Raw genomic sequence first — 22,519 nt, forward strand, 5'->3', positions numbered from 1 at the left:
TGGGTGAGGGTATGTGGACTTTAGTGCGGAGCAGTCCCGGTTTGACGACGGTTGCGTAACAGGTCGTCAGGTCGGACGTCGGGTGTCGGAGGCGAGGGGGAACGTGGACGACATGAGCTACCGGATTCCGCAGCAGCCCGTGTCCCTCGAAGAACTCGCCCGGCGCCAGCAGAACGTGGTGACGGCCAGTCAGCTCCGCGCCCGCGGCGTCCCGGCCCGGATGGTGAGCGAGCACTGCCGCAGCGGCGGCCCCTGGCAGCGGCTGCTGCCGCGGGTCTACCTGCTGCAGGACGGCGCGCCGACGCCCGAGCAGCGGATGTGGGCCGCGCTGCTGTACGCGGCGCAGAACGGGCCGGCCGGGGACGGGGCCCGCGAGGGCGCGGTGATCACCGGCGCGGCGGCGCTCGCGCTGTACGGGTTCGTGTCGGTGCCGCGGCTGCCCGCGGTGCACGGGGTGGAGGTGCTGGTGCCCAGGCAGCGCCGGCTGCGGGACGCCGGGCAGGTGCGGATCCGGCGCACCGGGCGGGTGCTGGAGGCCCGCTCGGTGCACGGGCTGGCGGTCGCCCCGGTGGCCCGGGCGGTGGCGGACGCGATCAGCGAGTGGGCCGAGCAGGGCGCGTTCGAGTCCGGCCGGGTCGGCCCGGGGCTGCTGCGGGCGCTGCTGCGCGAGGCGCTGGAGCGCGAGGGCGGCTGCCCGGCGGCGGAGCTGCTGGCCGAGCTGGCCGAGGCGCAGCTGCTGGCGGTGCCCCGGGTGCGGGCGGCGGTGGACGAGCTGCTGGCGGCGCGCCGGGAGGCCGCGTTCGCCGAGCTGACGGCCCTGGCGGCGGAGCGGGGCCTGCCCGTCCCGCTGCCCGGACCGGAGCTGCGGATGCGCGGCGGAACCTACATCGCGGTGCCGGACCTGTACTGGCCGGAGGCGGCCGTGGCGGTGGAGGTGGACTCCGAGCTGCGCTGCGTCAGCGAGGGCGAGGCGGCCTGGGTGCGCGGCGGCCAGCACCGGATGGAGTACCTGGGCGTGCGGGTGGTGTACATCGGCTCCGCCCGGCTCGCCGCCGAACGGGACGCGGTCGGTGGCGAGTTGGCCGAGGCGTACGGGATCGGCGGCGAGAACGTGGTGGAGCTGGTGGTCACCGGGCGCTGAGGCGCCGGGAGTCGGCGCCGGGTCAGCTGCGGACGACCGGGGTGCCGGTCAGCTCGACGCCCGCGGAGCGCAGTTCGTCCAGTGCCTCGGCGGTGGTGGCGGGGGCGACGCCGGCCGTCAGGTCGAGCAGGACGCGGGTGGCGAAGCCCTCGCGGGCGGCGTCCAGGGCAGTGGCGCGGACGCAGTGGTCGGTGGCGATGCCGACCACGTCGACGTCGGTGACGCCGCGCTCGTTCAGCCAGTCGGTGAGGGTGCCGCCGTGCTCGTCGAAGCCCTCGAAGCCGCTGTACGCGGCGGCGTGCGCGCCCTTGGAGAAGACCGCCTCGACTGCGCCGGAGGTCACCGAGGGGGCGAAGTTGGGGTGGAAGCCCACGCCCTCGGTGCCGGCCACGCAGTGCGCGGGCCAGGAGCGGACGTAGTCGGGCTCGGCGGCGAAGTGCGGGCCGGGGTCGATGTGGTGGTCGCGGGTGGCGACGATGTGGGCGTAGCCGGGGGCGGACTCGGCGATCAGGTCGGTGATCGCGGCCGCGACCTCGGCCCCGCCGGCGACGGGCAGGCTGCCGCCCTCGCAGAAGTCGTTCTGCACGTCGACGACGATCAGGGCCCGGTGCATGGCTGGCTTCTCTCGTTCGGATGGGGGTGCGGTCCAAAGCCCGGGGGTCTCGGCCGCGGCGGTGTCGGGGTGGTCCGGGCGGGGCCCGGACGGTACAGCGGTTGGCACTCTAGGCAGTGCGGGGCGGCCGCGAAAGTGCGGAGGGGCAAAGGCGGGCAAAGCCGGGCCGGGCCCGCCCGCCGCGTCCACCGCCCGGGCCTCCCGGCCCCGGCCCCGGCCCCGGTCCTCCCGGCTCCGGCTCCGGTCCCGGTCCTCCCTGTCCCGGCCCCGGCCGGACCGCTCAGCCGGACAGCCGCTCGGTGGTGATGACCGGCTCGCCGCGGGAGAGCTGGGTGGCCGACAGCGGCAGCGCGGCGCGGGCCCGGCGGTGGCGGTCCCGGGCGGCGTCCAGCGGCTCGCGGCCGACCACCTCGCCGTCGGTGATCAGCGGGACGTGCAGCAGGTGCGGCTCCAGTTCGGCCGGGACGGGGCCGGTGCCGACCACCTCGGCCTCGGCGACGCCGTCCCGGTCGGGGCGGCGGGCGGCCCACTTGCGGCCGCCGACGCTGGTCTTGCCGCCGGCCGAGCGCTTGGCGACCGCGACCAGCTCGCCGCCGGGCGCCGACTCGCGGGCGACCAGCTTGTAGACCATCGCGCAGGTCGGGTGACCGCTGCCGGTGACCAGGCTGGTGCCGACGCCGTAGCCGTCGACCGGGGCGGCGGCGAGCGCGGCGATGGCGTACTCGTCCAGGTCCGAGGTGACGATGATCTTGGTTTCGGTGGCGCCGAGCTCGTCGAGCTGGCGGCGCACCCGGTGGGCGAGCAGGGTCAGGTCGCCGGAGTCGATCCGGACGGCGCCCAGCTGCGGGCCCGCCACCTCGACGGCGGTGCGGACCGCCTCGCCGAGGTCGTAGGTGTCCACCAGCAGGGTGGTGTCGCGGCCCATCGAGTCGATCTGCGCGGTGAAGGCGTCCCGCTCGCTGTCGTGCAGCAGGGTGAAGGCGTGCGCGGCGGTGCCGGTGGTCGGGATGCCGTAGGTGAAGCCGGCCTCCAGGTCGGAGGTGGCGGCGAAACCGGCCAGGTAGGCGGCCCGGGCGGCGGCCACCGCGGACTGCTCGTGGGCCCGCCGGGCGCCCATCTCGATCACCGGGCGGTCGCCCGCGGCGGCGGTCATCCGGGAGGCGGCGGCGGCGATCGCCGAGTCGTGGTTGAGGATCGACAGGATCACCGTCTCCAGGATCACCGCCTCGGCGAAGCTGCCCTCGACGGTCAGCAGCGGCGAGCCGGGGAAGTACGCCTCGCCCTCGGGGTAGCCGTGCACGCTGCCGGTGAAGCGGTAGTCGGCGAGGAAGCGCAGGGTCTCCTCGTCCACCACCCGCTGGTCGGCCAGCCAGTCGAGTTGCGGGGCGGTGAAGCGGAAGTCCTCGATGGCGTCCAGCACCCGGCCGGTGCCGGCCAGCACGCCGTAGCGGCGGCCGTCGGGCAGGCGGCGGGTGAACACCTCGAAGACCGAGCGGCGGTGGGCGGCGCCGCTGCGCAGCGCGGCCTGCAGCATGGTCAGCTCGTAGCGGTCGGTGAGCAGCGCGGAGCTGCGGTGCGCGGTGATGGCGTCCATGGGGATGATGCTACTACCACTTAGCGTCAAAGTGACGATTTCTCTCCGGGGGCCGTGCCGGACCGTGTCCGGCCGTGTCGGACCACCCTGATTCGCTCCTGGGTCCCTCGGATGGAAGCATGGGTCGGGGGGAATCCGAGGTCGACGAGGAGAGACGGACTGTGAGTGTCGCGCCGGTGGAGATCGAGCGCCCGGAGGTGGAGGGGGTTCCGGTCACGGAGCCGGACACGCCGTGGGTGACCATCGTCCACAACGACCCGGTCAACCTGATGAGCTACGTCCAGTACGTCTTCCAGAGCTACTTCGGCTACCCGAAGGACAAGGCGCGCCAGCTCATGATGGACGTGCACCACAAGGGGCGGGCGGTGGTCTCCAGCGGCACCCGCGAGGAGATGGAGCGCGACGTGCAGGCGATGCACGGCTACGGCCTGTGGGCCACCCTGCAGCACGACTGACGGACCGTCACCCACCATCCACGAGGGACTGATTCCACACACATGGCCGGTTTGTTCGAGAGTGCGGACGGCGGTGGCGCGGCGATCGCGCTGGACGAGTTCGAGGCCTCCATCCTGCGCTCGCTGGAAGTCCAGATGCTGGAGCTGATCGGGCCGCCGCCCGGCGGCGGCAGCGACGACCCGCTGGCCGCGCTGTTCGCGGAGGGCCCCACCGAGGCCCCCGAGGACCCGGCGCTGCTGCGGCTGTTCCCCGACGCGTACGGCGGCCCGGACGCCCCCGAGGACCCGCGGACGGGCGAAATGGCCGCCGAGTTCCGCCGCTACACCGAGCTGGACCTGCGGGCCCGCAAGCGGGACGACGCGCTGGCGGTGGTCCGGGCGCTGGACGGGCTGGGCGGCGCGGGCGGGGTGATCGAGGTCGAGGCGGGCGAATTCCCGCACTGGCTGGGCGCGCTGAACGACCTGCGGCTGACCCTGGGCACCCGGCTGGAGGTCGCCGAGGAGGACGACGAGGGCCTGTACCGGCTGCCCGACTCCGACCCGCGCAAGCCGCTGGTGATCGCCTACCTGTGGCTGGGCGCGATGCAGGAGAGCCTGCTGGAGGCGATGGCGGGCTGACCGCCCGCCTCGCGGCCCCGCCCCGCCGCCCCGCCCTGCCGCCCCCGTTTCGCTCATATTGTCCGATTGCTCAGGTAACGCTCAGATGTGAGACGTTCCGGGGCTTTCGCGTGGTTCACTGCTGCCTCCCCGGGAAGACGGGGCCCGTCGGCCGCCCGGCCGGCGCGGACCGGGAGGCGAGGCGGGCGGATGACGCAGCAGACGGCGGACGAGACGGCCGGGGCCGTCCCCGACGAGGAGGGCTACCAGCGGGGCCTGGGCAGCCGGCAGATCCAGATGATCGCCATCGGCGGCGCGATCGGCACCGGCCTGTTCCTCGGCGCCGGCACCGCCATCTCCAAGGCCGGGCCCAGCCTGCTGCTGAGCTACGCGGTGGCCGGCGTGGTGATCTTCGTGATCATGCGGGCGCTCGGCGAACTGCTCACCTACCGCCCGGTGGCCGGCAGCTTCGCCGAGTACGCCCGGGAGTTCCTCGGCCCGTTCGCCGGCTTCGTCACCGGCTGGACGTACTGGCTGTTCTGGGTGGTCACCGGCATGGCCGAGACCACCGCCGCCGCCGTCTACGTCCGCTTCTGGGCGCCCGGCATCCCGCAGTGGACCACCGCGCTGGCCTTCCTGCTGGTGCTGTACGCCGCCAACCTGATCTCGGTGAAGCTGTTCGGCGAGATCGAGTTCTGGTTCTCGATGGTCAAGGTCACCGCCATCCTCGGGATGATCCTGATCGGCATCGGCGTGCTCACCCTCGGCTTCTCGGACGCCGGCGACACCGCCTCGGTCACCCACCTGTGGCAGGACGGCGGCTTCTTCCCCAAGGGCGTCGGCGCCACCGTGATGACCCTGCAGATCGTCATGTTCGCCTACCTGGGCGTGGAGTTGGTCGGCGTCACCGCGGGCGAGAGCGAGAACCCGGAGAAGACCCTGCCGCGGGCCATCAACACCCTGCCGCTGCGGATCGCGCTGTTCTACATCGGCGCGCTGGTGATCATCCTGTCGCTGGTGCCGTGGACCGAGTTCCAGCCCGGCGTCAGCCCGTTCGTCGCCGCGTTCGGCAAGATCGGCATCCCGGCGGCGGCCGGCATCATCAACTTCGTGGTGCTCACCGCCGCGCTCTCCTCCTGCAACTCCGGGATGTACTCCACCGGCCGGATGCTGCGCGACCTGGCCCTGCGCCGGCAGGCCCCCGGGCGGCTCACCCGGCTCAACGCCCGCCGCACCCCCGCCGCCGCGATCACCGTCTCCTGCCTGCTGATGGGTGCCGGCGTGGTGCTCAACTACTGCGTCCCGGAACGGGCCTTCCAGTACATCACCTCGGTCGCCACCGTCTGCGGCCTGTGGACCTGGGGCGTCATCCTGGCCAGCCAGATCCGCTACCGCGCCGCCTGGAAGGCCGGCCGGCTGCCCGCCCCGACCTTCCGCGCCCCCGGCGGCAACTGGAGCCGCTGGCTCTCGCTGGCCTTCCTGCTGCTAGTCGCCGTCCTGATCGCGGTCGACCCCGGCGCCCGGATCTCGCTGTACGTCTTCCCCGGCTGGGCGCTGTGCCTGGCCGTCGGCTACGCGGTGCTGCGCCGCCGCGACCCGGCCGCCGTGCACGCCGACCCGGACGCCCACCTCCACGCGGGGGACGGCAACTGACGCCTCGCTATCCTGGCCGCATGCTGACCATCACCCGAGAACTGCGCGACCGGATCGTCGCCCACGCCCGCGCCGACCACCCGGACGAGGCGTGCGGCGTGATCGCCGGACCGGCCGGCACCGGACGCCCCGAGCGGTTCATCCCGATGCTCAACGCGGCCCGTTCGCCCACCTTCTACGAGTTCGACTCCGGCGACCTGCTCAAGCTCTACCGCGAGATGGACGACCTCGACGAGGAGCCGGTGGTGATCTACCACTCGCACACCGCCACCGAGGCGTACCCCTCCCGCACCGACGTGAGCTACGCCTCCGAGCCGTTCGCCCACTACGTGCTGGTCTCCACCGCCGAGGGCACCGGCGAGCAGGACCCCTACCAGTTCCGCTCGTTCCGCATCGTGGACGGCGTGATCACGGAGGAAGACGTCGAGGTGGTCGAGGCCCACCGGGGCTGAGCGACGCCCGCCCGGGGACGGGCCGTCCCGCCGCACCTCCACGCGGCGGAACGGCCCGTTTTCTCATGCCTCGGAACGCTCCCGACCGGATGCCGAGACAAGCATGTCAAAGCGGGGGCGGGAATCTATACGATGAGCCCATGCGTTCCGTCGATGTGAGCAATCAGGCCCCAGGCACCCGCCTCGTGGCGCGCCTGCACGTCGACCTGTGCCGGCTCGCCAGCGCGATCTGTCCCGGCACCGCCGCGCGCTGACCGGCGGCACCGACCGGCAAGCCCCAGACAGCACCCGCCCCGCGCCCCGGGGCCCTTCCCCCTGCCGCGCCCCGCCCGGCCCGGCAACCCGAACCCACTCCACAGGAGCGCAGCCATGGCCATCGAGGTCCGCATCCCGACCATCCTCCGTACCTACACCGACGGCGCCAAGGCCGTCGACGGCAACGGCGCCGACCTCGGGGAGCTCTTCACCGACCTCGACTCCCGCCACCCCGGCATCGCCGCCCGGCTGCTGGACGGCGGCGAGCTGCGCCGCTTCGTCAACGTCTACCTGAACGACGAGGACGTCCGCTTCCTGGACGGCATCTCCACCGCCCTCTCCGACGGCGACAGCGTCACCATCCTCCCGGCCGTGGCCGGCGGTATGAAGTAATGCGCTACGACAGCCCGATCGAGGCCATCGGCAACACGCCCCTGGTGCGGTTGCCGAGGCTCTCGGCCGGGATCCCGGGGAACGAGGACGGCCGGGTCACGCTCTGGGCCAAGCTCGAGGACCGCAACCCGACCGGCTCGATCAAGGACCGCCCGGCGCTGCGCATGATCGAGCGCGCCGAGGCGGAGGGGCGGCTCACCCCCGGCTGCACCGTCCTGGAGCCCACCAGCGGCAACACCGGCATCTCGCTCGCCATGGCGGCCAAGCTCAAGGGCTACCGGATGGTCTGCGTGATGCCGGAGAACACCAGCGAGGAGCGCCGCGAGCTGCTCCGGATGTGGGGCGCGGAGATCATCCCCTCGCCCGCCGCGGGCGGCTCCAACACCGCGGTGCGGATCGCCAAGGAGATCGCCGCCGAGCACCCCGACTGGGTGATGCTCTACCAGTACGGCAACCCGGACAACGCGGGCGCGCACTACGCCACCACCGGCCCGGAGATCCTCGCCGACCTGCCCACCGTCACCCACTTCGTGGCGGGCCTGGGCACCACCGGCACCCTGATGGGCATCGGCCGCTACCTGCGCGAGAAGGTCCCCGGCGTGCAGATCGTCGCCGCCGAGCCGCGCTACGACGACCTGGTCTACGGCCTGCGCAACCTGGACGAGGGCTTCGTCCCCGAGCTGTACGACGCCGAGGTGCTCACCACCCGCTTCTCGGTCGGCTCGGCCGACGCCGTCACCCGCACCCGCGAACTGCTCCAGCAGGAGGGCATCTTCGCGGGCGTCTCCACCGGCGCGGTCGCGCACGCCGCGATCGGCGTGGCCCGCAAGGCCGCCAAGGCCGGCGAGCGGGCGGACGTGGTGTTCGTGGTCGCCGACGGCGGCTGGAAGTACCTGTCCACCGGCATCTACACCGCCGAGACCACTGAGGCGGCGGTCGAGGCGCTGCAGGGCCAGCTCTGGGCCTGACGCCCCGGGCGGCCGGACCACGGCGCGGCACCCCGACCCGGGGGCCGCGCCGTCCGCTCGTCAGATCATCGGTCCGCTGTGACATCGCGGCATTTGTCCGTCCCGGGTGACCGCTCCGTCACGGAACGGTCACCGCGCCGGTCGCGCCCCGCCCCCCGGCCGGGGCCGCGCCAGGCTGGCGGCGCACCACTGGTACGCCGTCATCCCGGAGGTGGGCGCGATGCCCGGCCGAGAGCTCTGGTCCTACGTCGAGATCGCCCGGCACATCAATGTGCGGGCCGAGACCGTGCGCAACTACAAGCGGCACGGACTGCTGCCCGACCCCGACCACCTGGACGCCGCGGGCCACCCCCGCTGGTACCCGGAGACCATCCGCGACTGGGCGCTGGCCCGCCCCGGACGCCGCTAGGCCCCGTCCGGTCGATCTTGCCGGGCGCGCGACGCCGGATCTCCCCCAGCCCCAAGGGGGGCTGGGAGGTGCCCCCTTCGCCTGGAAGCACCGGCCCGACACCCGAGTACATCCAGTACGAGGGCGTCGGGCCGGCACTCCCAGCCGGGCGCCCGCCGCCGCGCGCCGATCCGACAAGACCGGCCGGACAGGGCCCGGCGCACCCCCGTTCCCCGCCCTTCCCCGTCCTGGTGATTCCGCCCACAGCCCGGCACGGGAGAGGGGGCAAAGTGCCGCCCGGCCCTTACTCTCGACAGTCAAAGCACCGACGGAGACGAAGAACCCCGCCCCGCCCCACCGGCGGCGCGGACGGCCGCGGACGATGGCCCGACGGGGCGGGAAGGGCTCGGCATGAAACTGACCGTGGTGGGGTGCTCGGGGAGCTTCCCGTCCGTGGACTCCCCGTGCTCCAGCTACCTGGTGGAGCACGACGGCTACCGCCTCGTCGTCGACCTCGGCAACGGCGCGCTCGGCGCGCTGCAGAGGTACGCCGGCCTGTACGAGGTCGACGCCGTGCTGCTCAGCCACCTGCACGCCGACCACTGCGTCGACCTGTGCGCCTACTGGGTGGCCCGCAACTACCGGGTCGAGGGCTGCCCCGACCCGCTGCCCGTGCACGGCCCGGCCGGCACCGCCGAACGGCTCGCCCGCGCCTACGACATGCCGGAGAAGCCCGGCATGACCGAGGTCTTCGACTTCCGCGACCTCACCGACGGCGCCCGCCTGGAACTCGGCCCGTTCACCGTCACCGCCGCCCGGGTCAACCACCTGGACTGCGAGGCGTACGGCTTCCGGATCGAGGCCGGCGGCCGCAGCCTGGTCTACTCCGGTGACACCGGCGTCTGCCCCGACCTGGTCGAACTCGCCCGCGGCACCGACCTGTTCCTGTGCGAGGCGGCCTACACGGACGGCAAGGAGACCTTCGACTCCATCCACCTCAACGGCACCCAGGCCGGCGAGCACGCCGCCGAAGCCGGCGCCGCCCGCCTGGTGCTCACCCACATCCCCCCGTGGACCGACGCCGAACGCAACCGCCGAGACGCCGCCGCCGCCTTCCCCGGCCCGGTCGAACTCGCCCGCGCCGGAGCCGTCTACGAGCTGTGAACCGGCGTCAGCCAGTGCCGGTGGCGGGGGTCGGCGCCGCTCACCGCGGCCCGGTACGCCTCGGCCAGGCGCTTGGTCAACTCACCTTCTGCTGAAGGCAGTTCACGGTTGTCCAGGGAGGCGACCGGGACGACTCCGGCGGCCGTGCCGGACAGGAAGACCTCGTCGGCCGCGTACAGGTCGGAGCGCAGCAGGGGCTCGATCCGGACCTCGGCGCCCAGCTCCCGGGCCAGGGTCAGCAGGGTGTCCTGGGTGATGCCCTCCAGGGCGCCGGCGCTGGCCGGGGTGGTGCGCAGCACGCCGTCGCGGACCGCGAACACGTTCTCCGAACTGCACTCGCTGACCGTCCCGTCCGGGGCCAGCAGCAGGGCCTCGTCGAAGCCCGCGTCGGTGGCCTCCCGCCGGGCCAGCGCCGAGTTCAGGTAGGGACCGGTGGCCTTCGCCGCCGGGGGGACGGTGTTGGGGTCGGTGCGCCGCCAACTGCTGGTCATCAGCCGCAGCCCGCGCCCCGCCGCCAGGTAGGCCGGCCACTCCCAGGAGGCGATCGAGACGCTGGTGGGGGAGTTGCGCATGTCCAGCCCCATCGAGCCGTAGCCCAGGAAGGCCAGGTGCCGCAGGTAGCAGGAGCGGTGGCCGTTGGCCGCCACCAGCGCCACCGTGGCCTCGGCCAACTCCTGTCGGCTGTAGGGGAGTTCGATGCGCAGCATGCGGGCACTGCGCTCCAGCCGGGCCAGGTGCTCGTCCAGCCGGAACACCGCGGGCCCGTCGGCCGTCTCGAACACCCTGGTGCCCTCCAGCACCCCGGTGCCGTAGTGCAGGGCGTGGGTGAGGACGTGGACGCGGGCCTCCTGCCAGGGCACCAGCGCGCCGTCGAACCAGATCACGGAAGACTCGGGAATCGCCATGCCGCCATCCTGGAGACCCGGGCCCGCCCGGCGAAGGCCCCCGGCCGCGCCGGATCAGGCCATGGCCGCCACCGGATCCCCCGTCCCGGATGCCGGACACCGTCCCGGACACCGGGCGTCTCGCATGCTGAAAACCGCGCTCCGCTCCCCGGCCGCGGGCCTAGGCTCCCGGAGGGTGGAGACCAGCACCGCCCTGTACGCCCGCCTGCTCGCCGACCCCGGCCTGCCGCTGGACTCCCTGCGTGACGAACTCGGCTGCGAGGAGCGGGAGTTCGAGCGGGCGCTGGGCGAGCTGCGCGGCCTCGGGCTGCTCCAGCGGACGTCGGCGACCACCAGCGGGGTGGCGGCCGTCTCGATCGACACCGCGGTGCGCCAGCTGCTCGCCGACTCCGACCGCCGCTTCACCGCGCTGCTCGGCGAGGCCCGCCGCACCCGCGAGCGGGTCGAGCACCTGCACACCCGCTACCTGCCGCTGCAGACCGGCGGCACCGCCCACGAGCTGGTCCGCGGCGCCGACCGGGTGGCCGCGCTGCTGGAGGACGCCGCCCGGGCCGCCCGCACCGAGGCGCTGTCGCTGCGGCCGGGCCAGGACCAGTCCGAGAGCGGCCTGGCCGAGAAGCTCGCCCGCGAGCGGATCGCGCTGGCCCACCGGGTCACCCTGCGCACCATCTACCCGGCCGCCGCGCTGCACCAGGGCGCGGTGCTGGCCCACGTCCAGGCGCTGACCGGGGCGGGCGCGCTGATCCGGGTCGCGCACACCCTGCCGCTGTGGCTGATCGTGGTCGACGCGCACCTGGCCGTGCTGCCCGCGCCGGGGGAACCGCCGGGCAGCGCGGCGGTGGTGGTCCGGGACCCGGCGGTGGTCGGCGTGGTCCGCGAGCTGTTCGAGCACTTCTGGGCGGCCAGCTGGATCCCGCCGGAGCTGCTCGGCCGCACCACCCCCGACGACCGCCACCGCGAGGTGCTGCGGCTGCTCGCGGCCGGCCTCACCGACCAGGCGATCGGCCGCAAGCTGGAGGTCTCCGACCGCACGGTGCGCCGCCTGGTCGCCGACCTGACGACGGCGCTGGGCGCGCAGTCGCGCTTCCAGGCGGGCGTGCACGCGGCCCGGCTGGGGTGGATCTGAGGGGCTACCCGTCCTCGAAGCCGTCGTCGTCCTCGCGGCCGGGCGTCTTGAGGTCGAAGCGCAGGATGACGAACCGGAAGACCGTGTAGTAGACCGCCGCGAAGCACAGCCCGATCGGGACGACCAGCCAGGGTTTCGCGGCCAGGTTCCAGTTCAGCACGTAGTCGATGGCGCCCGCGGAGAAGGTGAAGCCGTGGTGCACGCCCAGCGCCCAGGTGACGGCCATGGACAGGCCGGTGAGCACGGCGTGCAGGACGTACAGGACGGGGGCGACGAACAGGAAGGAGAACTCGATCGGCTCGGTGATGCCGGTGGCGAAGGAGGTCAGGGCGAGCGAGAACATCAGGCCGAGCACGGCCCGGCGGCGTTCGGGGCGGGCGCAGTGGGCGATGGCGAGGGCGGCCGCGGGCAGGCCGAACATCATGATCGGGAAGAAGCCGGACATGAACTGGCCGGCGGTGGGGTCGTGCTGGAAGAACCGGGTCTGGTCGCCGTGGAACTCCTGGGTGCCGACGGAGTAGGAGCCGGCCTGCTGCCAGAAGAAGGTGTTGGCGAACTGGTGCAGGCCGAACGGCAGCAGGGCCCGGTTGATCAGGCCGAAGACGCCGGAGCCGAGCGCGCCGAGGCTGATCGCCCAGGTGCTGAAGTGGTCGACGCCCTGGCCGATCGGGCCCCAGCACAGGCCGAAGAAGACGCCGAGCGCGGTGCCGACGAAGGCCATCACGATCGGGACCAGCCGGCGCCCGTTGAAGAAGCCCAGCCAGTCCACCAGCCGGGTGCGGTGCAGCCGCTGCCAGAGGACCGCGGAGAGCAGCCCGACCACCACGCCGCCGAGCACGCCCGGGTCCTGGTAGGTGGCCTCGACGTCCCGGCCGGGCAGCACCTGGTAGTCGGTCTTGGGGAAGGCGGTGAGCACCTGGTGGTACGTCAGGAAGCCGACCAGGGCGGCGAGCGCGGTGGAGCCGTCGGACTTCTTGGCGTAGCCGATGGCGATGCCCACGCAGAACAGCAGCGGCATCCAGTCGAAGACGGCGTGGCCGGAGGCGGAGAAGACCTTGGCGACCCTGGTCCAGCCCAGGCCCTGGTCACCGAAGACGTCCTCCCGGCCGAGCCGCAGCAGGATGCCGGCGGCGGGCAGGACGGCGATCGGCAGCTGCAGGCTGCGGCCGATCTTCTGGAGCGCCGCGAAGACCCGGGAGCGCAGCTCCCGGCCGCCGGAGGCCGCCGCGGGCCGGGGGTTCTGCGCGGTCGTACTCATGGCGGTGGTCCTCACGGCAGCGCGATCCTGGTCTAGACCACTTAAGGTCTCGTTCAGCTTTCTAGCACGCGCCGAACAGGGACCGGAACCCTCTTAAGGTTCGCCGGGGACAAGCGCCGCTGAATCGAAACCTTGCCGGATCGCCGCCGGGCGGCACGGCGCCCCCGGACGGGAGTCCAGCTCCCGTCCGGGGGCGCGCGCGGCGCTGACCCGGGGTCAGGCCTTGGTCACGTCCTCGACTTCGTCGTCGTCCTCGCGGCCGGGCGTCTTCAGGTTGAACTTGGTGATGATGAACCTGAAGAGGAAGTAGTAGACCACCGCGAAGCACAGGCCGATCGGGATGATCAGCCACGGCTTGGTGGCCAGGCTCCAGTTGATGACGTAGTCGAGCAGGCCCGCGGAGAAGCTGAAGCCGTCGTGGACGCCGAACCCCCAGGTGATCGCCATCGAGGCGCCGGTGAGCAGGGCGTGGACGGCGTACAGCAGCGGGGCCACGTAGGCGAAGGAGTACTCGATGGGCTCGGTGACGCCGGTGACGAACGAGGTCAGCGCGACCGAGGTCATCAGGCCGTAGATCTCCTTGCGCCGGTGCGGCTTGGCGGAGGCCGCGATGGCCATCGCCGCGGCGGGCAGCGCGAACATCATGATCGGGAAGAAGCCGGAGGTGAACTGGCCCGCCGTCGGGTCGCCCGCCAGGAAGCGGTTGATGTCGCCGTTGACGACCATGCCGTCCGGCTTGGTGAAGGAGCCGAACTGGAACCAGAGGAAGGTGTTCAGCAGCTGGTGCATGCCGATCAGCAGCAGGGCGCGGTTGGCGACACCGAAGATGCCGGAGCCGCCGGCCCCCAGGTCGGCCAGCCACTGGGAGAAGTCGTTCATGCCGGTGCCGATCGGCTTCCAGACCCAGGCCATCAGCGAGCCGAACAGCAGGCCGACCAGGGCGGTGATCATCGGGACCAGGCGGCGGCCGTTGAAGAAGCCCAGCCAGTCGACCAGCCTGACCCGGTGGTAGCGCACCCAGAGCCAGGCCGAGAACAGGCCCATCAGGATGCCGCCCAGCACGCCGGGGTTCTGGTAGACGGTGCTCGCCGCCTTGCCGCCGGCGAAGTCGATGCACTGGTTGCCCTTGAGCACGGTGGGGGCCGGGCAGTCCTCGGGGAACGCCTGCAGGACGGCGTAGTAGACCAGGAAGCCGGCCACCGCGGCGAGCGCGGTCGAGCCGTCGGCCTTCTTGGCCATGCCGATGGCGACGCCGATGCAGAACAGCAGCGGCAGGCCCAGGGAGGAGTTGAGCAGGGCGCCGCCGGCCGCGCCGATGGCGGTGGCCACGTTGTCCCAGCCGAGGCCGTCCTTGCCGAAGATGTCCGGCTGGCCGAGGCGGTTCAGGATGCCGGCGGCGGGCAGGACGGCGACCGGCAGCTGGAGGCTGCGGCCCATCTTCTGCAGGCCGCCGTAGAAGGTGTGCCACCAGGTGGACTGGTTCGCCGTGGCGCCTGTTGAACTCATCGTCGGCCCTCCGCTGCCGTTCCCGTTCCCCTCTGGGGATCCATCCGTGCGCGGGGCCAGGAACACCGGCGGACCGTCCTGCGTTGTCCCGAGTACACCTAAAATTGGTGTAGACCACTTTCGGGGCAGTGGCGGTCCGCGGGTTCGAGAGCCCGATGATCGCCATCCTCCGGCGGGCCCGGAGACGGCCGCGCGCTGAGGTAGCCCGAAAGTGGACTAACGTGGCATACCGTCCGGAATCGGGTGATGCTGGTTGCGCCGTCGGAAGGCGCGGCAAACTGATCCCGGGTCACCTCCGGCCGGCACCACCGCACACGCAGTACGGCACCCGGCGACCGACCGCCGAAGCGCCGAGACAGAGGGAGAAAGACCATGGCCAGCAAGGCTGAGAAGATCGTCGCCGGTCTCGGCGGAATCGAGAACATCGACGAGGTCGAGGGCTGCATCACCCGGCTGCGCACCGAGGTCCACGACGCCTCCAAGGTCGACGAGGCGGCGCTCAAGGCGGCCGGCGCCCACGGTGTGGTGAAGATGGGCACGGCCATCCAGGTCGTCATCGGCACCGACGCCGACCCGATCGCCGCCGAGATCGAGGACATGATGTGAGCTGAGCCTCCCCGCAGGCCCGCTCCACCCGCGACGGCCCGCCCGCCGGAGACCACCGGCCGGCGGGCCGTCGCGCGTGCGCCCCCGCCGGGGCCCGCCCGCGACCCGATACGCTCGTGCCCATGTCTCGCATCGACGGCCGCACCCCCGACCAGCTCCGCCCCGTCACCATCGAACGGAACTGGAGCAAGCACGCCGAAGGCTCCGTCCTGGTCTCCTACGGCGACACCAAGGTGCTGTGCACCGCCAGCGTCACCGAGGGCGTCCCGCGCTGGCGCAAGGGCAGCGGGGAGGGCTGGGTCACCGCCGAGTACGCCATGCTGCCCCGGGCCACCAACACCCGCGGCGACCGCGAGTCCGTCCGCGGCAAGATCGGCGGCCGCACCCACGAGATCAGCCGGCTGATCGGCCGCTCGCTGCGCGCCGTGGTCGACCACCGGGCGCTCGCCGAGAACACCATCGTGCTCGACTGCGACGTCCTGCAGGCCGACGGTGGCACCCGCACCGCCGCGATCACCGGCGCGTACGTCGCCCTGGTCGACGCGGTCTCCTGGGCGCGCGGGAAGAAGCTGCTGCGCGCCAAGGGCCAGCCGATCACCGGCGGCGTCAGCGCGGTCAGCGTCGGCATCGTCGGCGGCGTCCCGATGCTCGACCTCCAGTACGAGGAGGACGTCCGGGCCGAGACCGACATGAACGTCGTCTGCACCTCCGACGGCCGCTTCGTCGAGGTCCAGGGCACCGCCGAGGGCGCCCCGTTCGACCGCGGGCTGCTCGACCAGCTGCTCGACCTCGGCAGCCTGGGCTGCGCCGAACTGGACGAGATCCAGCGCAAGGCCCTGGAGCTGTAGGAACCGCGACCGGCTGAACCGTCGTCAGGAAGGGTGGGCGGGCCCCGGAGTGCTGTACAGGCGCGCGGGCCCGGCCTTAACGTTCGGGGTGAGCCCGCACACCCTCCTGGAGGACTCGCCGATGCAGCAGTCGCTGACCATCAACCGCACCACCGCCTTCGCCGTCGCCGCGCTGGCGCTGGTCCTCCCGTTGAGCGCGGTCAGCTGCTCCGCCGCGGAGAAGGCGGTCAGCTGCGCCAACACCGCGGTGCAGATCACCTCGGACGTGGCCCAGCTCGGCTCCGCGTACGACAACGCCGAGCAGGACCCGGCCGCCGCCGGGAAGGCGCTGCAGAAGCTCAAGGGCGACATGGACAAGATCGGGCGCAACTCCGGCGACGCCGACCTCGGCAAGGCGATCGGCGACCTGCAGACCCAGATCGACAAGGCGCAGCAGGCCGTCGACAGCAACCAGGTGCCCGACCTCGGGCCGCTCGGCGACGCGGCGGGCCGGGTCAGCAAGGTGTGCACCGGCTGACCCGGTCGGGTCACTAGGCTGGGGGCATGACCAAGCGACTCGTTCTCGCCACCCGCAACCAGCACAAGGTCGCCGAGCTGCGCGACATCCTCGGCGCGGCCGGACTGGAGGTCGAGCTGGTCGGGGCGGACGCCTTCCCCGAGGTGCCGGACGTGCCGGAGACCGGAGTGACCTTCGCCGAGAACGCGCTGCTCAAGGCGCACGCGCTGGCGCAGGCGACCGGGCTGCCGGCGGTGGCCGACGACTCGGGGCTGTGCGTGGACGTGCTGGGCGGGGCGCCCGGGATCTTCTCCGCGCGGTGGGCCGGGCGGCACGGCGACGACAAGGCCAACCTGGACCTGCTGCTGGCCCAGCTCGGCGACATCGCCGCGGAGCACCGGGCCGCCTCGTTCGCCTGCGCCGCCGCGCTCGCGCTGCCGGACGGCACCGAGCGGGTGGTCGAGGGCCGGCTGCACGGCACCCTGCGCACCGAGCCGGCCGGGACGGGCGGCTTCGGCTACGACCCGGTCCTGCAGCCGCTCGGCGAGAGCCGGACCTGCGCCGAGCTGAGCGCCGAGGAGAAGAACGCGATCAGCCACCGCGGGCAGGCGTTCCGCTCGCTGGCGCCGGTGGTCGCCGAACTGCTGGGCTAGGAGTGGCGGAAACGTGAAGAGGCCCGCCCCGGGGGAGCCGGGGCGGGCCTCTTCGCGCGTGATGCGCCGGTGCGGCCTGAGGGACTCGAACCCTCACGAGATCTCTCTCACGGGCACCTAAAACCCGGGCGTCTGCCAATTCCGCCAAGACCGCCGATACGTGACGTCCGCCATGCTACTGGCCCGTTGCGGGGGCGTGCACCACCCTTTCCGGCGGCGGTTCGGGGTGTTCCCACTTGTTCAAAAATTGGTACAGACCTATTGACCCTTGTGGTCCAGACCACGTACGTTCGCGCCGATCCGCGGAAATCCGGGTCCGGGCGGTGCGCAACGACCGGGCCCAGGCACGTCTTCCTCCCCCACGGCGTCCGGTCCCCCTGCCGGGCGCGAGCATTGGAGCGACCCATGCCCGAACGCGCCACACCCGCGCGCTCCGCCGCCCGCCCCGGGCGGCGTCCGCTGAAGGCCGGCACCGCGCTGGCGACCGCGACCGCACTGGTGGCCGGCGCCGCCGGACTGGTCACCGCGATGGGCGGCGCCTCCTCGGCCGCCACCGTCAACCTGCTGGCCAACGGCGACTTCGAGAGCGGCACGCTGACCGGCTGGAACTGCTCGGCCGGCCTCGGCTCGATCACCTCCACCGCCCCGCACGGCGGCAGCAAGGCGCTGCAGGCGGCGGCCTCCGCGTCGGACAGCGCCCAGTGCTCGCAGACCGTCACGGTCAGCCCGAACACCACGTACAGCCTGAGCGGCTGGCTGAAGGGCAACTACACCTACCTGGGCGTCACCGGGACGGGCACCACCGACACCAGCGCCTGGGGCTCCAGCACCGACTGGGCCAACCGCAGCACCATCTTCACCACCGGCGCCTCGACCACCTCGGTGACGGTCTACACCCACGGCTGGTACGGCCAGGGCACCTACTACGCGGACGACCTGGTCCTCACCGGCCCGGGCGGGTCGGGCTCCAGCAGCCCGTCGCCGAGCGGGAGTTCGAGCGCCAGTGCCAGTGCCAGTGCCAGTGCGAGCGCGAGCGCTTCGGCGAGCCCGTCCTCGTCCGCCTCCCCCTCGCGGAGCGCCTCGCCGTCGGCCAGCGCCTCCAGCACCGGGACGCCGGGCGGGGACGGGGTGGTGACCACGCCGACCGGGCTGAGCGCGAGCGTGGCGGGCACCGCGGTGACGCTGAAGTGGAACGCCTCGACCGACAACGCGCAGAACGGCAACAGCGCGGTCTACCGGATCTTCACCGGCGGGACCACGACCCAGACCGCGACCTCGATGGGCACCACGGTCACCGTCTCCTCGCTGCTGCCGAACACCGCGTACTCCTTCACCGTGCAGGGCTACGACAAGGACGGGCACAGCAGCGGGTTCACCGCGCCGGTGACCGTGACCACCGGGGCGGCCCCGGGCGGGGCGCTGAAGTCGGCGTACTTCGCGCAGTGGGGCATCTACGGGAACAAGTACTACCCGTCGACGATGGCCTCGACCGGCGCGGCGGGCGGGCTGAACACGATGACCTACGCGTTCGCCAACATCGACCCGTCCACGCTGAGCTGCTTCGAGACGATCAAGGCCGCGGACACCAACGACAACAACCCGAACGCCGGCGACGGCGCGGGCGACGCGTTCGCGGACTACCAGAAGGGCTACACCGCGGACATCGCGGTGGACGGCACCACCGACGCCTGGACCCAGCCGCTGAAGGGCAACTTCAACCAGCTGCGCGAGCTCAAGGCGAAGTACCCGAACCTGAAGATCACCATGTCGCTGGGCGGCTGGACGTACTCCAAGTACTTCTCGGACGCGGCGGCCACCGACGCCTCGCGCAAGAAGCTGGTCTCCTCCTGCCTCGACATGTTCATCAAGGGCAACCTGCCCTCGATCCAGGGCGACGCCACCGGCGGCGCCGCCGCGGCGATGGGCATCTTCGACGGCATCGACATCGACTGGGAGTACCCGGCCTCCGCGGGCGGCCACACCGGCAACCACTACGCGGCCGCCGACACCGCCAACTACACCGCGCTGCTGGCCGAGTTCCGCAACCAGCTGGACGCGTACGGGCAGACCGTCGGCAAGAAGTACCTGCTCACCGCGGCCCTGCCGTCCGGCCAGGACAAGATCGCGCTGCTGCAGACCGACCAGATCGGCAAGTACCTGGACTACGGCAACGTGATGTCCTACGACATGCACGGCGCCTGGGACGCGACCGGTCCGACCAACCTGCAGGACCCGCTGTACGACAGCCCGAACGACCCGAGCAACCCCGTCGCCCCGGGCACCCAGAAGTACACCGTGGACAACGCGGTCAACGCCTACCTGAACGGCGCCCCGGCGTACGGGATCAAGGGCGGCTTCCCGGCGAAGAAGCTGGTGCTGGGCGTGCCGTTCTACATGCGCGGGTGGACCGGGGTGCCGGCCGGCTCGAACTACGGCCTGTACCAGAGCGCGACCGGCCCGGCGGCGGCGCAGGGCACCAGCCAGACCGCCGGCGTGGCGTTCTGGAAGGAGCTGGCGGCGGCCGGCAAGACCACCGGTTCCTCGGTGCACTGGGACCCGACCACGCAGAGCTCGTGGATCTACGACGGCACCAGCCTGTGGACCGGTGACACCCCGCAGGCGATCGCGGCGCGCGGCTCGTACGCCACCTCCAAGGGCCTCGGCGGCATCTTCGCCTACTCGCTGGAGGCGGACGACCCGTCCGGAACCCTCGTCAACGCGATGACCGGAAGCATGAAGTAGCGTCAACTTCCCCTAGGGAGGGCCGGATCGTCCGAGTGCGGACGGTCCGGCCCTCTTCAGTAAGTTGGTACAGACCTGTTGACGTGGATGGTCCAGACCTTTTAAGTTCGGCGGAACTTCCCCCACATGTGCCCGGCTTCCCACGGCCGTGCGCACGACACTCTCTCCAGGAGGACCGAGTGTTGATCCGAAACAGGGCGGAGCAGCGTCCCACCGCTGCCGGCCGCCACCTCAAGGGCCGCAAGGTGGCGTTCGGCGCCGCCGCGGCCGCGGGTCTGGCGGGCCTGCTGATGAGCACGCTCGGCGTGGCTCCGTCCGCGGCCGCCGTCGACAACCGGGCGTGCCGCCCCGACGGCATGTACACCACGCCCGGCGTCGACGTCCCCTACTGCAACGTCTACGACACCAGCGGCCGCGAGCAGATGGGCGCCGACCACCAGCGCCGCGTCATCGGCTACTTCACCAGCTGGCGCACCGGCAAGGACGGCACGCCCGCCTACCTGGTGAACAACATCCCCTGGGACAAGGTCACCCACCTCAACTACGCGTTCGCGCACGTCGCCTCGGACAACACGCTGTCCGTGGGCGCCGACGGCCCGAACAACGCCTCCACCGGGATGACCTTCCCGGGCGTGGCGGGCGCGGAGATGGACCCGGCGTACTCGTACAAGGGCCACTTCAACCTGCTCAGCAAGTTCAAGAAGCAGTACCCGAACGTCAAGACCATGGTCTCGGTCGGCGGTTGGGCCGAGACCGGCGGCTACTTCGACGACTCGGGCAGCCGGGTCAACTCGGGCGGCTTCTACTCGATGACCGTCAACGCGGACGGGTCGGTCAACCAGGCCGGCATCAACACCTTCGCGGACTCGGCCGTCACCTTCATCAAGAAGTACGGCTTCAACGGCGTCGACCTCGACTACGAGTACCCGACCTCGATGAAGGACGCGGGCAACCCGCTCGACTACTCCATCTCCAACGCCAAGCGCGCCTCCCTGATGAAGGGCTACGCCGCGCTGATGAAGACCATGCGGGAGAAGCTCGACCGGGCCTCCGCCGCCGACGGCAAGTACTACCTGCTGTCGGTCGCCGCCCCGTCCTCGGGCTACCTGCTGCGCGGCATGGAGACCTTCCAGGTCACCCAGTACCTGGACTACGTCAACATCATGTCGTACGACCTGCACGGCGCCTGGAACAAGTACGTCGGCCCGAACGCCGCGCTGTACGACGACGGCAAGGACGCCGAGCTGGCCGCCGCCAACGTGTACGGCACCTCGCAGTACGGCGGCATCGGCTACCTGAACACCGACTGGGCCGTGCACTACTTCCGCGGCGCGATGCCGGCCGGCCGGATCAACCTCGGCGTGCCGTACTACACCCGCGGCTTCCAGAACGTCCAGGGCGGCACCAACGGCCTGTGGGGCACCTCCTCCACCACCACCTGTCCGGCCGGCTCCGGCCTGACCACCTGTGGTGACGGCGCCGTCGGCATCGACAACATCTGGCACGACCTGGACGACAACGGCAAGGAGTCGCCCGCCGGCTCCAACCCGATGTGGCACGCCAAGAACCTGGAAGCGGGCGTCCTGCCGGACTACCTGTCCAAGTACGGCGTGAGCGACACCGCGCTCAAGGGCACCTACGCCCGCAACTACAGCTCGTCGCTGGTCGCGCCGTGGCTGTGGAACGCGGACAAGAAGGTCTTCCTGTCGACCGAGGACGACCAGTCGATCGGCGCCAAGGCCGACTACGTGGTCAACCAGGGCGTCGGCGGCGCGATGATCTGGGAGCTGGCCGGCGACTACAAGTGGGACGCCACCGCCAACGGCGGCAAGGGCGAGTACGTCCAGGGCAACACCATGACCTCGCTGCTGTACGACAAGTTCAAGTCGGCCTCGGCGTACGGCGCGACCCGCTCGACCATCGCGCTGCCGCAGCAGACCCTGCCGATCGACGTGTCCTTCACCGACTTCGCGCTGGGCGACAACAACTACCCGATCAACCCGAAGATCCACATCGTCAACAACTCGACCACCACCCTGCCGGGCGGCACCGAGTTCCAGTTCGACTACTCGGTCTCCGCGCCCGGCAACGCCGCCGACCAGTCCGGCTTCGGCTCCAAGGTGATCCGGGCCGACCACACCGGCAGCAACGTCGGCGGCCTCAAGGGCACCTACAACCGGGTCTCGCTGAAGCTGCCGACCTGGCAGACCCTGGCGCCCGGCGCCTCGGTGGACGTCGCCTTCGTCTACTACCTGCCGGTCTCCACCCCCGCCAACTGGACCGTGAACGTCGGCGGCACCCTGTACGGCATCAACGGCGACTTCACCCGCGGCGCCACCGCGGGCACCTCCTCGCCGTCCCCGTCGGCCTCCGCCTCGCAGTCGGCCTCGCCGTCCGCGTCGGCCAGCGCCTCCGCCTCGCAGTCGGCGTCCCCGTCGGCCTCGGCCTCGCAGTCCGCCTCGCCGTCGGCCAGCGCCTCCGCGTCGGTCACCGCCGGGACCTGCTCGGGCGCGCCGAGCTGGAGCGCGGGCACCACCTACGCCACCGTCACCAAGGTGTCGTGGAAGGGCCACTACTACCAGAACAAGTGGTGGACCGCGGGCGAGGACCCCTCGCTGAGCGGCGCCTGGGGCGTCTGGACGGACCTCGGGGCCTGCTGAGCCTGATCCCGAGCCCATGAACGGCGGTGGCGGTCGACCCGGTCGG

General features: G+C 72.1%; 22 protein-coding genes and 1 tRNA gene. 17 read left to right on the forward strand and 6 right to left on the reverse strand.

The features are described 5' to 3' along the window. The first annotated feature begins 112 nt into the window (after positions 1–112). Positions 113–1,141, forward strand: coding sequence for a type IV toxin-antitoxin system AbiEi family antitoxin domain-containing protein (locus EDD39_RS39485; RefSeq protein ID WP_123555446.1), 1,029 nt, complete (start codon positions 113–115; stop codon positions 1,139–1,141). A gap of 22 nt (positions 1,142–1,163) precedes the next feature. Here EDD39_RS39485 and EDD39_RS11860 read toward each other — a convergent pair whose 3' ends face one another. Next, positions 1,164–1,754: an isochorismatase family protein gene (locus tag EDD39_RS11860; RefSeq protein ID WP_030459890.1), complete on the reverse strand. Its 591-nt coding sequence runs from the start codon at positions 1,752–1,754 to the stop codon at positions 1,164–1,166. Positions 1,755–2,034: 280 nt separating this feature from the next. Further along, positions 2,035–3,348, reverse strand: coding sequence for a nicotinate phosphoribosyltransferase (locus EDD39_RS11865; RefSeq protein WP_123555448.1), 1,314 nt, complete (start codon positions 3,346–3,348; stop codon positions 2,035–2,037). A 119-nt stretch (positions 3,349–3,467) separates the two neighbouring features. On the opposite strand from EDD39_RS11865, the gene clpS reads away from it, so the two are divergent. From clpS to EDD39_RS11905, 9 genes are all read left to right on the forward strand, one after another. Continuing rightward, positions 3,468–3,803, forward strand: coding sequence for an ATP-dependent Clp protease adapter ClpS (clpS, locus tag EDD39_RS11870; protein ID WP_123555450.1), 336 nt, complete (start codon positions 3,468–3,470; stop codon positions 3,801–3,803). A gap of 42 nt (positions 3,804–3,845) precedes the next feature. Next, the gene (locus EDD39_RS11875) at positions 3,846–4,421 is read left to right on the forward strand and encodes a DUF2017 domain-containing protein (protein WP_123555452.1); all 576 of its coding nucleotides are present in this window, start codon (positions 3,846–3,848) and stop codon (positions 4,419–4,421) included. A gap of 189 nt (positions 4,422–4,610) precedes the next feature. Beyond that, positions 4,611–6,053: an amino acid permease gene (locus EDD39_RS11880; RefSeq protein ID WP_123555454.1), complete on the forward strand. Its 1,443-nt coding sequence runs from the start codon at positions 4,611–4,613 to the stop codon at positions 6,051–6,053. 20 nt (positions 6,054–6,073) lie between these two features. Then, positions 6,074–6,505 (forward strand): M67 family metallopeptidase, encoded by a 432-nt coding sequence (locus EDD39_RS11885; protein WP_123555456.1) that lies wholly within the window; start codon positions 6,074–6,076, stop codon positions 6,503–6,505. A gap of 140 nt (positions 6,506–6,645) precedes the next feature. Then, the gene (locus EDD39_RS42520; RefSeq protein ID WP_310794779.1) at positions 6,646–6,759 is read left to right on the forward strand and encodes a putative leader peptide; all 114 of its coding nucleotides are present in this window, start codon (positions 6,646–6,648) and stop codon (positions 6,757–6,759) included. 115 nt (positions 6,760–6,874) lie between these two features. Beyond that, the gene (locus EDD39_RS11890; protein ID WP_014135950.1) at positions 6,875–7,153 is read left to right on the forward strand and encodes a MoaD/ThiS family protein; all 279 of its coding nucleotides are present in this window, start codon (positions 6,875–6,877) and stop codon (positions 7,151–7,153) included. Then, a complete protein-coding gene (locus EDD39_RS11895) occupies positions 7,153–8,121 on the forward strand; it encodes a PLP-dependent cysteine synthase family protein (RefSeq protein WP_033253820.1) in 969 nt (322 codons plus the stop codon). Before EDD39_RS11890 ends, EDD39_RS11895 begins: the two co-directional genes overlap by 1 nt. 220 nt (positions 8,122–8,341) lie before the next feature. After that, the gene (locus EDD39_RS11900; RefSeq protein ID WP_030459883.1) at positions 8,342–8,530 is read left to right on the forward strand and encodes a MerR family transcriptional regulator; all 189 of its coding nucleotides are present in this window, start codon (positions 8,342–8,344) and stop codon (positions 8,528–8,530) included. Between the two features lie 390 nt (positions 8,531–8,920). After that, entirely contained in the window at positions 8,921–9,673 is a 753-nt protein-coding gene (locus EDD39_RS11905) for an MBL fold metallo-hydrolase (RefSeq protein WP_123555458.1), read from the forward strand. Here the strand turns inward: EDD39_RS11905 and EDD39_RS11910 are convergent. Continuing rightward, positions 9,661–10,578 (reverse strand): branched-chain amino acid transaminase, encoded by a 918-nt coding sequence (locus tag EDD39_RS11910; protein WP_123555459.1) that lies wholly within the window; start codon positions 10,576–10,578, stop codon positions 9,661–9,663. The two genes, EDD39_RS11905 and EDD39_RS11910, sit on opposite strands and share 13 nt — an antisense overlap. Positions 10,579–10,753: 175 nt before the next feature. Between EDD39_RS11910 and EDD39_RS11915 the strand changes: the two genes are divergently transcribed. Continuing rightward, the gene (locus EDD39_RS11915) at positions 10,754–11,704 is read left to right on the forward strand and encodes a helix-turn-helix domain-containing protein (RefSeq protein WP_123555460.1); all 951 of its coding nucleotides are present in this window, start codon (positions 10,754–10,756) and stop codon (positions 11,702–11,704) included. A 4-nt stretch (positions 11,705–11,708) separates the two neighbouring features. Here EDD39_RS11915 and EDD39_RS11920 read toward each other — a convergent pair whose 3' ends face one another. Together EDD39_RS11920 and EDD39_RS11925 are read right to left on the reverse strand one after the other, a co-directional pair. Next, positions 11,709–12,962 (reverse strand): PTS transporter subunit EIIC, encoded by a 1,254-nt coding sequence (locus tag EDD39_RS11920; protein WP_123555462.1) that lies wholly within the window; start codon positions 12,960–12,962, stop codon positions 11,709–11,711. 216 nt (positions 12,963–13,178) lie between these two features. After that, positions 13,179–14,468 carry a PTS transporter subunit EIIC gene (locus EDD39_RS11925; RefSeq protein ID WP_123555464.1) on the reverse strand — a complete coding sequence of 430 codons (1,290 nt, stop codon included), beginning with the start codon at positions 14,466–14,468 and terminating at the stop codon, positions 13,179–13,181. A gap of 372 nt (positions 14,469–14,840) precedes the next feature. On the opposite strand from EDD39_RS11925, the gene EDD39_RS11930 reads away from it, so the two are divergent. The 4 genes from EDD39_RS11930 (at position 14,841) to rdgB (ending at position 17,071) form a co-directional block, all read left to right on the forward strand. Further along, positions 14,841–15,074, forward strand: coding sequence for a PTS sugar transporter subunit IIB (locus EDD39_RS11930; protein ID WP_014135942.1), 234 nt, complete (start codon positions 14,841–14,843; stop codon positions 15,072–15,074). A 122-nt stretch (positions 15,075–15,196) separates the two neighbouring features. Further along, the gene (rph, locus tag EDD39_RS11935) at positions 15,197–15,922 is read left to right on the forward strand and encodes a ribonuclease PH (RefSeq protein ID WP_123555466.1); all 726 of its coding nucleotides are present in this window, start codon (positions 15,197–15,199) and stop codon (positions 15,920–15,922) included. 88 nt (positions 15,923–16,010) lie between these two features. Next, positions 16,011–16,439, forward strand: coding sequence for a hypothetical protein (locus EDD39_RS11940; protein WP_123555468.1), 429 nt, complete (start codon positions 16,011–16,013; stop codon positions 16,437–16,439). 26 nt (positions 16,440–16,465) lie between these two features. After that, positions 16,466–17,071, forward strand: a complete 606-nt coding sequence (gene rdgB, locus EDD39_RS11945) for an RdgB/HAM1 family non-canonical purine NTP pyrophosphatase (RefSeq protein ID WP_030914555.1) — start codon at positions 16,466–16,468, stop codon at positions 17,069–17,071. A gap of 70 nt (positions 17,072–17,141) precedes the next feature. Here the strand turns inward: rdgB and EDD39_RS11950 are convergent. Beyond that, a tRNA-Leu gene (locus EDD39_RS11950) sits at positions 17,142–17,225 on the reverse strand. Positions 17,226–17,476: 251 nt separating this feature from the next. Here EDD39_RS11950 and EDD39_RS11955 point away from each other — a divergent pair. Together EDD39_RS11955 and EDD39_RS11960 are read left to right on the forward strand one after the other, a co-directional pair. Then, positions 17,477–19,813 (forward strand): glycosyl hydrolase family 18 protein, encoded by a 2,337-nt coding sequence (locus tag EDD39_RS11955; RefSeq protein WP_123555470.1) that lies wholly within the window; start codon positions 17,477–17,479, stop codon positions 19,811–19,813. 245 nt (positions 19,814–20,058) lie between these two features. Next, positions 20,059–22,473 (forward strand): chitinase C-terminal domain-containing protein, encoded by a 2,415-nt coding sequence (locus EDD39_RS11960; protein WP_123560351.1) that lies wholly within the window; start codon positions 20,059–20,061, stop codon positions 22,471–22,473. Positions 22,474–22,519 lie beyond the last annotated feature (46 nt).

This window comes from Kitasatospora cineracea, from assembly GCF_003751605.1.
GTDB classification, from domain to species: Bacteria; Actinomycetota; Actinomycetes; order Streptomycetales; family Streptomycetaceae; genus Kitasatospora; species Kitasatospora cineracea.